At 60.4% G+C, this 11,986-nt stretch carries 11 protein-coding genes; 9 read left to right on the forward strand and 2 right to left on the reverse strand.

The window, feature by feature from the left end; all coding sequences use genetic code 11:
- Nucleotides 1–82: 82 nt before the first annotated feature.
- The 9 genes from L901_RS09225 to L901_RS09265 all read left to right on the forward strand — a co-directional run bounded on the left by L901_RS09225 (nucleotide 83) and on the right by L901_RS09265 (nucleotide 10,971).
- On the forward strand, nucleotides 83–1,108 hold the full coding sequence (locus L901_RS09225) for a class I fructose-bisphosphate aldolase (RefSeq protein ID WP_003523197.1): 1,026 nt from the start codon (nucleotides 83–85) through the stop codon (nucleotides 1,106–1,108).
- 678 nt (nucleotides 1,109–1,786) lie between these two features.
- On the forward strand, nucleotides 1,787–3,664 hold the full coding sequence (locus L901_RS09230) for a TRAP transporter large permease subunit (protein ID WP_059755805.1): 1,878 nt from the start codon (nucleotides 1,787–1,789) through the stop codon (nucleotides 3,662–3,664).
- Nucleotides 3,665–3,732: 68 nt separating this feature from the next.
- Nucleotides 3,733–4,743 carry a TRAP transporter substrate-binding protein gene (locus L901_RS09235; RefSeq protein ID WP_059755806.1) on the forward strand — a complete coding sequence of 337 codons (1,011 nt, stop codon included), beginning with the start codon at nucleotides 3,733–3,735 and terminating at the stop codon, nucleotides 4,741–4,743.
- A gap of 76 nt (nucleotides 4,744–4,819) precedes the next feature.
- Nucleotides 4,820–5,623 (forward strand): SDR family NAD(P)-dependent oxidoreductase, encoded by an 804-nt coding sequence (locus L901_RS09240; RefSeq protein WP_183044099.1) that lies wholly within the window; start codon nucleotides 4,820–4,822, stop codon nucleotides 5,621–5,623.
- 1 nt (nucleotide 5,624) lies between these two features.
- Nucleotides 5,625–6,482: an IclR family transcriptional regulator gene (locus L901_RS09245; RefSeq protein WP_020812231.1), complete on the forward strand. Its 858-nt coding sequence runs from the start codon at nucleotides 5,625–5,627 to the stop codon at nucleotides 6,480–6,482.
- Nucleotides 6,479–7,648 carry an acetyl-CoA acetyltransferase gene (locus tag L901_RS09250; RefSeq protein WP_059755809.1) on the forward strand — a complete coding sequence of 390 codons (1,170 nt, stop codon included), beginning with the start codon at nucleotides 6,479–6,481 and terminating at the stop codon, nucleotides 7,646–7,648. Before L901_RS09245 ends, L901_RS09250 begins: the two co-directional genes overlap by 4 nt.
- The gene (locus L901_RS09255) at nucleotides 7,645–9,270 is read left to right on the forward strand and encodes an acyl-CoA synthetase (RefSeq protein ID WP_059755811.1); all 1,626 of its coding nucleotides are present in this window, start codon (nucleotides 7,645–7,647) and stop codon (nucleotides 9,268–9,270) included. The genes L901_RS09250 and L901_RS09255 overlap by 4 nt, the downstream gene beginning before the upstream one ends.
- A 31-nt stretch (nucleotides 9,271–9,301) precedes the next feature.
- Nucleotides 9,302–10,081: an SDR family NAD(P)-dependent oxidoreductase gene (locus tag L901_RS09260; protein WP_059755812.1), complete on the forward strand. Its 780-nt coding sequence runs from the start codon at nucleotides 9,302–9,304 to the stop codon at nucleotides 10,079–10,081.
- Nucleotides 10,078–10,971 carry a PCC domain-containing protein gene (locus tag L901_RS09265; protein ID WP_059755814.1) on the forward strand — a complete coding sequence of 298 codons (894 nt, stop codon included), beginning with the start codon at nucleotides 10,078–10,080 and terminating at the stop codon, nucleotides 10,969–10,971. Before L901_RS09260 ends, L901_RS09265 begins: the two co-directional genes overlap by 4 nt.
- Nucleotides 10,972–11,009: 38 nt before the next feature.
- Here the strand turns inward: L901_RS09265 and L901_RS09270 are convergent, their stop codons facing one another.
- Nucleotides 11,010–11,417: a PPC domain-containing DNA-binding protein gene (locus L901_RS09270; RefSeq protein ID WP_003520351.1), complete on the reverse strand. Its 408-nt coding sequence runs from the start codon at nucleotides 11,415–11,417 to the stop codon at nucleotides 11,010–11,012.
- The gene (locus tag L901_RS09275) at nucleotides 11,404–11,970 is read right to left on the reverse strand and encodes a PCC domain-containing protein (protein WP_059755816.1); all 567 of its coding nucleotides are present in this window, start codon (nucleotides 11,968–11,970) and stop codon (nucleotides 11,404–11,406) included. Before L901_RS09275 ends, L901_RS09270 begins: the two co-directional genes overlap by 14 nt.
- Nucleotides 11,971–11,986 lie beyond the last annotated feature (16 nt).

Here is an 11,986-nt window from a genome sequence, read left to right on the forward strand (position 1 = left end):
TCGTTTCAATGAGTTAGCGTGCCATTTCCCTGCCCTGGAACTTCTGTTATCGGAAATTTATTGTGCCTTGGGAGAATAGCAAATGACCGAACGTCTCGAAGACATCGCAATCAAAATGGTCGCCGACGGCAAGGGCCTGCTCGCCGCCGACGAATCCACGGGAACGATCAAAAAGCGTTTCGACAGCATCAATCTGGAGTCCACCGAGACCGCCCGCCGCGATTATCGCGAGATGCTGTTCCGTTCAGACGACGCCATGAAGAAATACATCTCCGGCGTCATCCTTTATGAAGAGACCCTGTTCCAGAAGGCCGCCGACGGCACGCCTTTCGTGGATATCATCAAGGCGGCCGGCAGCCTGCCGGGCATCAAGGTGGATATCGGCGCCAAGCCGATGGCTTTCCACCCGCATGAATTCATTACCGAAGGCCTGGACGGCCTTTACGAGCGCCTGCGCAAGTATCATGAGGCCGGCGCGCGTTTCGCCAAGTGGCGCGGCGTCATCACCATCGGCGAGCAGCGTCCGAGCTGGGGTTCGATCAAGGCAAACTCCCAGTCGCTCGCCCGTTACGCCGCTCTCTGCCAGCAGGCGGATATCGTGCCGATCGTGGAGCCGGAAGTGCTGATGGACGGCGAACCGGGCACGCATGACATCGACCGCTGTGCGGAAGTCACGCAATGGGTTCTCCAGACCGTTTTTGCGGACCTGTTCGACGCCCGTGTGAATCTTGAAGGCATGATCCTCAAGCCGAACATGATCATCGACGGCAAGAAGGCCCGCAAGGCCTCCGTCGAGGAAGTGGCGGAAAAGACCGTGAAGGTTCTGAAGGCGACCGTGCCTTCGGCTGTTCCCGGCATCGCCTTCCTTTCCGGCGGCCAGTCCTCCGAAGAGGCGACCGCCCATCTCTCCGCCATGAATGCCGGCTACGACCTGCCCTGGTCTCTGACCTATTCCTACGGCCGCGCGCTTCAGGATACGGCCCTCAAGACATGGGGCGGCAAGCAGGAAAACGTCGCCGCCGGCCAGCGCGCCTTCACGCACCGCGCCGCGATGAACAGCCTCGCCGCCAAGGGTAACTGGAAGCAGGAACTCGAAAAGGCAGCCTGAGGCTGACAGAGAACATCAGATAAACAGCAGCCGCCTTAAAGGGCGGCTGCTTCGTTTGATAAAGCAAGATCGTCCGTATTCCGTCACCCGGACCCAATCGTCTTTCATTTTACCCGACTGATAATTCTCCACCGTTTTGATTGTGCATCGCCTGAGTGGAAGCATGTCCACCATGGGCAGCCTTATCCGCTCAAGTCGTGCAACCTGACGACTTTATGGACCGTCATTGCCGCAATAGGCAGCGGATTTGCTCTCCGACTTCTTCAGCGCGTAACGCCAGACCATCCGGCTCGCCCGGCATCATAAGCGATTTTGTCTCGACGGGCTTCCGAAAAGCCCCGGAAATTGCTGCGCGCTCGTTACATCACAGATAAATTTCAATCAATTATAGTATGATCCACTATGTGGACCTATAAGCTTACGATGAAAACCGCGCAATACTGCATTTATACAGTTGATTTCGGCACTTTTCCTGTGTATCCCGAATGCATAGTTTTTTAACGGTCCATATTGTGGAGGCAATATACCGCTAGTTTCAGGCTTTTGGAGGGGTCTGGCCGGTCTGGCAATGACAGATATATCCTGATGCGTCGGTCATGATATTGGCCTGGGCGCGGATAACTCTCTTTGTCTGCCGCAGTCCGTTGCGAAGGTTGTTCTGTGGGAGAGGAGGCCCCGATGACCATGACCGCAAACGCGAATGACGACGTATTTGTGCTCGATGGAGAGCTTTTGCATACCGGGCCGGTAACAGGCTCATGGTTCATGCGACCCATCGAGGCTGTCGCGGCGGTGCTGCTGGCGGTGATGATCGGCCTGCTTCTGCTGGGCGTGACATCGCGCTATGCCCTGCATTTGCCAATCGTCTGGATCGATGAAACGGCGTCGTTGAGCTTCCTGTGGTTTGCCATGCTGGGTGCGGCAATTGCCATCGACCGCAGCGAGCACCTGCGCCTGACACTATTTCTCAATATGTTTCCGCAGCGCATTCTGGGCTATGTCAACTCGCTCGCTTTGGTGCTGGTAGCGACATTTCTTGCGGCGATTATCAAGCCGGCGATAGAATATACCATCGAGGAATGGGTCGTCACCTCGGCAGCGCTGAATATTCCAATGTCCTTCCGCGCCGCGGCCTTGCCGGTTGGCGCCTGTCTGATGCTGCTGCTGGTCCTCAACAATCTCTTCCGCAGGGAAAATCTGCGGGACATCATCGCAGCCGTTGTCACCGTCGCGGTCGTCTCCGGCCTGCTCTATCTGGCATCGCCGACGCTCGAAACTTTCGGCAATTTCAATCTGGCGATCTTCCTCGGCCTGTTCGTGGCGGTGTTTCTGGTGCTGGGCGTACCGATCGCCTTCTGTTTTGGCCTTGGAACCCTCGCCTACCTGACCTTTACCACCTGGGTTCCGACCATCGTGATGATCGGGCGCATTGACGAGGGCATGTCGGGCATCATTCTGCTCTCGGTTCCGGTTTTCGTGCTGCTGGGCTGTGTGCTCGATGCCACCGGCATGGGCAGGGCGATTGTCGAGCTGCTATCCTCGATGTTCGGGCATATTCGCGCCGGCATGTCCTATGTGCTGCTCGGCTCGCTGTTTCTGGTCTCGGGCATTTCCGGCTCCAAGGTTTCGGACATGGCAACGGTTGCACCGGCGCTGTTTCCGGAAATGAAGCGCCGTGGCCACAAGCCCAAGGAAATGATTGCGCTGCTCGCCACCGGCGCCGCCATGGCCGATACGGTTCCGCCCTCCATCGTGCTGATCGTTCTCGGTTCGGCGGCGGGCGTGTCGATTGCCGGCCTGTTCACCTCCGGCTTCATGATCGCCATGGTGCTGCTTCTGGTACTGGCCGTTCTGGCCCGCTGGAAGGCGCGGCATGAAAACATGGAAGGCGCAAAACGCACCCCGTGGCCGCTGGTCGGCAAGGCGGCCCTGGTTGCAGCACCTGCACTGGTTCTGCCCTTCCTCATCCGCAGTCTGGTCGGCGGCGGCGTGGCGACGGCAACCGAGGTTTCCACCATCGCTGTGCTCTATGCGATGATTATCGGTGCGGTGCTTTATGGCGGCATCAGCCTCAAAAAGCTCTATTCCATGCTGGTGGAGACGGCCGCCCTTTCCGGGGCGATCCTGCTGATCCTCGGCTGCGCCTCGGCCATGGCCTGGGGGCTGACGCAGAGCGGCTTTGCTTTCCAGTTGACCGCGATGATCACCGATCTGCCGGGCGGCTGGATGACCTATATGGTCGTATCGATCCTGATTTTCATGATCCTCGGCTGCGTGCTGGAAGGCCTGCCGGCAATCGTATTGCTCGCACCGATCATGTTCCCCATTGCCCGCACGCTTGGCATCAACGACATCCATTATTCGATGGTGGTCGTGGTCGCCATGAATATCGGCCTGATGGCGCCGCCCATAGGCATCGGTTTCTATATCGCCTGCAAGATAGGCAATGTTTCGCCTGATGAGGCCATGGGCGCCATCTGGCCCTATCTCGCAGCCATGGTCATCGGTCTGCTGCTGATTGCGGCAGTTCCGGGCTTCTCGACAATTCTGCTCTAAGACCGTGGCGGGGGTCCACCCGCCACGCCGATGAATGACACATGCTTTTATTTTGGGAGGAGAAAGCAATGAATATCAACAGACGTACCGTGTTGGCCGGCGCCGGTTCTGCCGTTCTTGCCACCGCTTTTGTGTCGCGCGCCCGCGCTGCGCAATTCAATTATAAATATGCCAACAACCTGCCTGCCGCGCACCCCATGAACATCCGCGCCAAGGAAGCGGCCGACCGTATCGCCAAGGAAACCGACGGCCAGGTGATGATCAACATCTTCCCCAGCAGCCAGTTGGGTGCCGATACCGATGTGTTGAGCCAGGTACGCTCGGGCGGCGTTGAATTCTTTACGCTTTCGCCACTGATCCTGTCGACGTTGGTGCCGAATGCATCCATCAGCGGCATCGGCTTCGCCTTCCCGAACTACGATTCGGTTTGGGCGGCCATGGATGGCGATCTCGGCAAATATGTACGCGGCGAAATCGCCAAACAGAACCTCGTTGCCATGGACACTATCTGGGATAACGGCTTCCGCCAGATCACCAGCGCTTCGAAGCCCATCGCCACGCCGGCCGATCTCGAAAGCTTCAAGATCCGCGTGCCGGTAAGCCCGCTCTGGACCTCGATGTTCAAGGCCTTCAAGTCGGCCCCAGCCTCGATCAATTTCGCTGAAGTCTACACCGCCTTGCAGACCGGCGTTGTCGATGGCCAGGAAAACCCGCTGGCGATCATTTCCACCGCCAAGCTGTTCGAAGTGCAGAAATTCTGCTCGGTCACCAACCATATGTGGGACGGCTTCTGGTTCCTGGCGAACAAGCGCGCCTGGGAGCGCCTGCCGGATGACCTGCGCGCCATCGTTGCCAAAAACCTCAATCAGGCCGGCAAGGACGAGCGGGCCGATGTGGCGAAACTCAATGCCTCGGTGAAGGAAGACCTGATTGCCAAGGGCATGACCTTCAATGACACCGACGCCTCACTCTTCCGTGCAACCCTCAAGGAAGCCGGTTTCTATTCCGAATGGAAGGGCAAATATGGCGATGAAGCCTGGGCCATTCTCGAAAAGGCCGTTGGCGCCAGCCTGACCTGATCGGTCCGCTGAATAGCTGGCCCCGCGTCAGGCGGGGCCGACCCGACTATTTCTGACGATTGTAATGGAGACTGTTTTGACAGGTCGCCTGACGGGAAAACGCGCCATTGTTTTTGGCGCAGGATCATCTGGTCCGGGTTTCGGCAATGGCAAGGCTGCGGCCGTGCAATTCGCCCGCGAAGGCGCACGCGTGGCCTGTGTCGACCTCTTCGCTGACGCGGCCGAGGAAACCGCGCAGATCATTCGCGGCGAAGGTTTCGAGGCGATTGCGGTTGCTGCCGATGTCACGGAACTCGATTCCGTATCGGCCACGGTTGCGCGGACCTGCGAGGTCTTCGGCGGCATCGATATCCTGCACAACAATGTCGGCGTGACCCATATGGGCGGCCCGGTCGAGCTGGATGAGGAGCGCTTTCGAGCCTCGGTCGATCTCAATATCGGCTCCGTTTATCGCACCGCCAAGGCCGTGCTGCCGGTAATGCTGGCGCAGGGCGGCGGGGCCATCGTCAACATCTCGTCGCTCGCCTCCATTCGCTGGACCGGCTATCCATATTTCGCCTATTACGCCATGAAGGCCGCCGTAAACCAGGCAACCGTGGCGCTGGCCATGCAATATGCCCGCCAGGGCATTCGCGCCAATTGCGTTCTGCCCGGAATGATCGACACGCCGCTGATCTACAAGCAGATCAGCAATCAATATGCCTCCGTCGAGGATATGGTGGCGGCGCGCAATGCCGCCGTCCCGGTCGGCCGCATGGGCGATGCCTTCGATATCGCCCATGCGGCAGTCTTTCTGGCATCCGATGAAGCCAAGTTCATCACCGGCATCTGCCTGCCGGTCGATGGCGGGCAAAGCTGTGCGGTGGGAGCGTTTTCCTGATATGGCCACGATGATCCCGACGGAAAACGACCTGACAGGCGCGCGTGCGGTAGACCGGGCGCTGGGACTTCTATCAATGGTGGGGCGTCATGCCGAACGGGGTGTGGCGCTTTCGGTCATCGTCACCGAAAGCGGGCTGAACAAGCCCACGGCCCGCCGCCTGCTGCTGGCGCTGATCCGCGCAGGCCTGGTGGAGCAGGATGAGGAAACGCGCCGTTATTATCTGGGCGAGGAAGCCTATGTGCTGGGCAGTCTGTCATCGCGCCGTTTCGGCTTGCTGCAAATGGCTCAGGACAGTCTGACACGCATTTCCCGCCGCACTGAGGATTCGAGCTTCCTTTCCGTGCGCCGCGACACGTTTGCACTGTGCCTCTATCGCGAAGAAGGCACCTGGCCGGTGCGCACCCACGCGCTTCAGGCCGGTTTCGAGCACCCGCTGGGCATTGGCGCGGGATCGCTCGCCATGCTGGCGGCGCTGCCCGATGCCGAGGTGGAAAGCGTCATTGCCGCCAATAGCGGGCTGATTGCCGCGAACTATCCCGGCATCACGCTGGACGGGCTGCGCCGCGATGTCGAATTGACACGAACCAACGGTTATTCGCTCAATCCGGGTCTGATCCTCTCGAATTCCTGGGGTATCGGCGTTGCCATCCGAACACCGGATGGCGCGGTGGCGGGGGCGTTGAGCATTGCCGCCGTCGACAGCCGCATGCGGCCGGAGCGCCAGCCGGAACTGGCGGCGGTGCTGCGCGAGGAAGTGACCCGCATCGAGACACGCATTGCGGAAATGATGGCCAGCCGCGCCCGCACGCGCGGCGAAGGCGACGCGAAACGGCAAACAAGGAGAACGAGCAAATGAGCAAAGCGCAGATCGTCGGCTGGGCGCATTCGCCTTTCGGCAAATCGGCCCTTGAAAATACCGAGCAACTGATGGCTTCGGTCGTGGCGCCGGCCATCGATCATGCCGGCGTCGATGTCGGCGATATAGACGGCATCTTCGTCGGCGTGATGAATAACGGTTTCTCGAAACAGGATTTTCAGGGCGCGCTGGTGGCCATGGGCGATGAGCGCCTCGCCTATACGCCCGCCGTGCGTTTCGAGAATGCCTGCTCGACAGGATCGGCCGCCCTTTACAGCGCCATGGATTTCATCGAGGCCGGACGCGGGCGCATCGCGCTCGTTGTCGGCGCGGAAAAAATGACGGCGCTGCCAACCGCCGAGGTCGGTGAAATCCTGCTATCCGCCTGCTACCGTGCCGAAGAAGCCGATATTTCCGGCGGCTTTGCCGGCCAGTTCGGGCGTATCGCTGAAGCCTATTTCCAGCGCTATGGCGATCGCTCGGAAGAACTGGCGATGATCGCCGCCAAGAACCACGCCAATGGTGCGGTCAATCCCTATGCCCATATGCGCAAGGATTTCGGCTTCGATTTCTGCAACACGGTATCGGAGAAGAACCCTTACGTCGCAGGCCCGTTGCGCCGCACCGACTGCTCGCTGATTTCCGATGGCGCCGCCGCCATCATTCTGGCCGACGAGGAAACCGCAGCGACACTCAACCGGGCCATCGGTTTCAGGGGCCGCAAGCATGTCAATGACATTCTGGCGCTCAGCCGCCGCGATCCGCTGGCCTTCGAGGGCGCGCGCCGCGCCTGGGCAGGTTCGCTGGAACTCGCCGGGGCGACGCTCGACGATCTCTCCTTCGTCGAAACCCATGATTGCTTCACCATTGCCGAACTCATCGAATATGAGGCGATGGGATTGGCAAAGCCCGGTGAAGGCCACCGGGTGGTGCGCGAAGGCACGGCTCTTAAAACCGGGCGCCTGCCGATCAACCCTTCCGGCGGGCTGAAATCCAAGGGGCATCCGGTTGGAGCAACCGGGGTCTCCATGCATGTCATGGCGGCGATGCAATTGATGGGTGAAGCGGGCGACATGCAGATCCCCGGCGCCTCGCTTGCCGGTGTTTTCAACATGGGGGGAACTGCGGTTGCCAACTATGTCTCGATCATGGAGCGCGTGAAATGACGATACATCCTCCGGGCGGGGTTGCGCCTTCGACCACGCGGGTCATGAATCTCTCGCATTTCCTGACCCAGGCAGCGCGCCGCAACCCCGCCGATATCGGCTTCGTATGGGGTGACAAGAGCTGGACATGGGCTGAAATGGACGCCCGCGTCGATGCGATGACGCAGGCGCTGGTAACGGAATTCGGCGTCAGGAAAGGCGACCGCATTCTGGTGCAGTCTTCCAACAACAACCAGATGTTCGAATCCATGTTCGCCTGCTTCCGCGTGGGCGCGGTGTGGGTGCCGACCAATTATCGCCAGTCGCCCGATGAGGTGGCCTATCTGGCAAAAGCCAGCGGCGCACGCGGCATGATCTGCGCGAGCGCTTTTCCCGAGCATGCAAGGGCCAGCCGTGAGGCGACCGCGATCGATTTTACCATCGCCATTGGCACGGCCGAATTCGGCGAGGACTACGATTCCATCGTGGCCCGTCATCTGGGCCAGAAAGTCAAAAGCCAGGCGGTGGATCGGGACGATCCCTGCTGGTTCTTCTTCACCTCCGGCACAACGGGTCGGCCGAAAGCTGCGGTACTGACCCATGGCCAGATGGCTTTCGTCATCACCAACCATCTTTGCGATCTGATGCCCGGCACCGGACCGGGCGACGCTTCCATCGTCGTTGCGCCGCTTTCGCATGGCGCGGGTATTCACCAGCTGGTGCAGGTGGCGCATGGGGCAAAAACGGTGCTTCCGGCTGCGGAAAAACTCGATGTGCCCGCAGTGTGGGCGCTGATCGAGAAATGGCGCGTCACCAATGCCTTTACCGTGCCGACCATTCTGAAAATGCTGATCGAAGACCCTTCCGTGGATCGTTTCGATCATTCCTCGCTGCGCTACGTCATCTACGCCGGCGCGCCCATGTATCGCGCCGATCAGAAACGGGCGCTCGCCAAGCTCGGCCCGGTGCTGGTGCAATATTTCGGACTGGGCGAAGTGACCGGCAACATTACCGTGCTGCCGCCTTCCTTCCACAACGCCGAGGACGGCCCGGAGGCGCGGATCGGCACCTGCGGCTTTGATCGCACCGGCATGGAAGTGCAAATCCAGAGCGATGCAGGCGAGGAGCTTCAGGCCGGTGAAACCGGCGAGATCTGCGTGATCGGTCCTGCTGTTTTCGCGGGTTATTACGATAATCCCGATGCCAATGCCAAAGCCTTCCGCAACGGCTGGTTCCGCACCGGCGATCTTGGCCACCGCGATGAGAACGGTTTCGTTTACATCACCGGCCGGGCCTCCGACATGTATATTTCCGGCGGCTCGAACATCTATCCGCGTGAGATCGAGGAGAAAATCCTCATGCACCCGGACATCAGCGAGACAGCGGTTCTGGGCGTGCCGGACGCGGTGTGGGGCGAGGTCGGCGTCGCCGTCTGCGTGGCGCGCGAGGGCGCGGATATCGCCGGCATCGACCTGAAAGCCTATCTCGACGGCAAGATGGCCCGTTACAAGCTGCCGAAAGCCGTTGTGTTCTGGGATGCCATGCCGAAATCCGCCTATGGCAAGATCACCAAGAAGATGATCCGCGAGGAGCTGGAAAAGCGCGGCCAGATGCCGGTTTTCGAGGAAAAACTGACCGGCTGAAGGCCGTAACGCATAACCGGGAGGAGACGGTATGACACAGCAGACGAGAGAGATGAAAGGCGCTGTCGCCATCACCGGCGGCGCATCGGGTATCGGCTTTTCCACGGCGCAGCTGTTGATGGCGCGCGGCTGGCAGCCATGGCTTTTGGATCTCAAGCGTGAGGCGCTGGATGCGGCCTGCGAAAAACTCGGCATCGATGCTTCGCGCGGCATCGTCTGCAATGTGGCGGATGAGGCGTCGATAGAAGAGGCTTTCGCCGCCTTGACGGCAGGCGGCGCCGATCATGCCGTTGATCTGGTGGCCGTCGTCAACAGCGCCGGCATCGGCATCGACAAGCTTTCCGTCGATACCAGCGTAGAAGAATTCCGCCGTATCGTTGACGTTAATCTCGTCGGCAGCTTCGCCGTGGCCCGCGCCGCCGCGCGTTACTGGCTGAACCGCGCAATTTCCGGTTCGATCGTCAATATCAGCTCGGTTTCCGGCATGTGCGGCAATCGCGGCCGCAGCGCCTATGGCGCTTCAAAAGGCGGCGTCAATCTTCTGACGATGGTTATGGCAAACGAGCTGGGACAATCGGGCATTCGCGTCAATGCGATCGCGCCCGGCCCCGTCGATACCCCCCTCACCCAGGCAGTTCATACGGAGAATGTTCGCAGCCAGTGGCACAGCCGCGTTCCCATGCACCGCTATGGCAGGACGGACGAGATCGCCTCTGCCGTGGCTTTCCTTGTGTCGGACGACGCGAGCTACATCAACGGACAGGTGCTGGCCGTAGACGGTGGCTTCATTACCGCAGGACTTGCGGTATGACGACAATGCCACCGAAGGGGCTTCCGCGCAGCATCGTCCATCCGGGGCCGGCAACACCCGAACGCTTCCGCGTCGTCGGCTGCCACGCCCACCCGGTCACGCTGAATGCCAAACCCGGTGTCTGCGTCAACGAAGCGATTGCAGAGGCCTTTATCGAACAGGGTTTCGATGGCGGTTATGTCAGACTGAAAAATGTGCCGATGAAGCGGTTGCACTATGTCATGCCCGCAGCCGCACCCGATGACGCCCATGCCGCCTGGTATAGCGAAACATTCTCCATGCCGGGAGGCACAATCATCGATGCCGGCCTGCATATGGGGCGACGCGACGGTCAGCCGTTCCTGCACTGCCATGGTTCGTGGGAAAGTGCCGAAGGCGTTCTATCCATGGGGCACCTGCTGCCTTTGGAGTCTGAATTTTCCGGGGAAACGCCGCTCGAGGCGCTGGCGCTGGATGGCGCAATTCTGGACGTGCAGAAGGATGAGGAAACCAATTTCCCCCTCTTCACGCCCATCGCGCAGCCGCGCAACCGGAAAGATGCGGGGCTCCGGGCGCTGTTGTGCACCGTGCGGCCCAATACCGATATCTGCACGGCGCTTGAAGCCGCCTGCAGACAATTCGACCTGAGGGAGGCCGAGGTCAATGGTATCGGCAGCCTGATCGGTGCGGATTATGAAGACGGAACAAGTCTCACCGCTTATGCCAGCGAAATCCTCATCCGCAATGGCCGCATCCACCCCTCCGCCACGGGTGGCGGACGGGCAATGCTGGATATTGCGATGGTCGATCTTACCACGCAGATCAGCGGCGGGCGGCTGGTGCGCGGCAAGAACCCGGTCTGCGTCACTTTCGAGCTGCTTCTGACCGAAAGACAGGGGGCGGCCGCATGAGTTGCGCCGTGCAACTCCACCGCCCACCTTACCGTACCTCACGCCGCCTGCGGCTTTTCCGCAGGCAGCCATTCTTCCAGCGTCACCTCGAAGGTCATGCACACGGGGTTGGCGCCGGCAATGAAGGGACCGCCGTAAACCGCGCCATCGGTGTCGGCGACAACGCCGGTCAACGCGGCGCGCAGGGAGCCATCCGGCTGGGCGCGCACCTCACCGGCAATCGAAACGATTTCAACGGCAGGACCGCTTATCTGCAAAAACGCGCCGCTGCGAGTGCCGAGGCACGCATCCACCAGACTGCCCAGCGCGCCGCGCACGAAGGCATTGCGGAAACCTTCGGCCAGGCACAGTTTCTCGACACCGAGCACGAGGTCTTCATTGGGCGCGATGCGGGCATAGGCCACGCGACCCATGGAGCCGGATTCGACAGTGTTATGCGTGTTCATCGGCGCGCTCCGTGCGGTTTCTGGGTTGAAGAAGGGGAATATTGGTTTCGGGATCGAAGGACTGCTGCAGCACGAAACTGTCGAGCGAGGTCACAAGTGCGGAAATGCCGCCTTCTCCGACGATACAGGATTCCGTCAGCAAATGGCCGCCTTTGACCACACCCGCCGCAGTCCGCATGGCGGCATGGCAATGCACGATCGGCTCGCCCTTCATGCTCCGCCCCAGCGTCGCGTTGCCGAAAACCAGCCAGGCCGCCCCGGCATCGATGGGTTTCGTATAGGCGATGACCGCCCTGCCGGAAGGATCGGGTGGAGCCACGCAATAGGACAGGATGTCGAAATAACCGCCGAGAATGGTCAAAGAGGCATTTTCGATGCCGTTTTCGGCCAAAGACCGCACGATTCCATCGTAGAGGCTGCATCCCGGCGCGATGAACAGCCGCATATGGCGCGCAGACGGCGAGCGCAGGCTGTTAATACGCACCGGCGAAGAAATACCGGGGTGTATCAGCGTTCTCGGCCTTGGAAAATGCTGTTGCTGTGTTGGTGCCATGCCTGCTCCTCCCTGC

It is taken from the genome of Agrobacterium sp. D14 (assembly GCF_001526505.1).
GTDB lineage: Bacteria > Pseudomonadota > Alphaproteobacteria > Rhizobiales > Rhizobiaceae > Agrobacterium > Agrobacterium leguminum.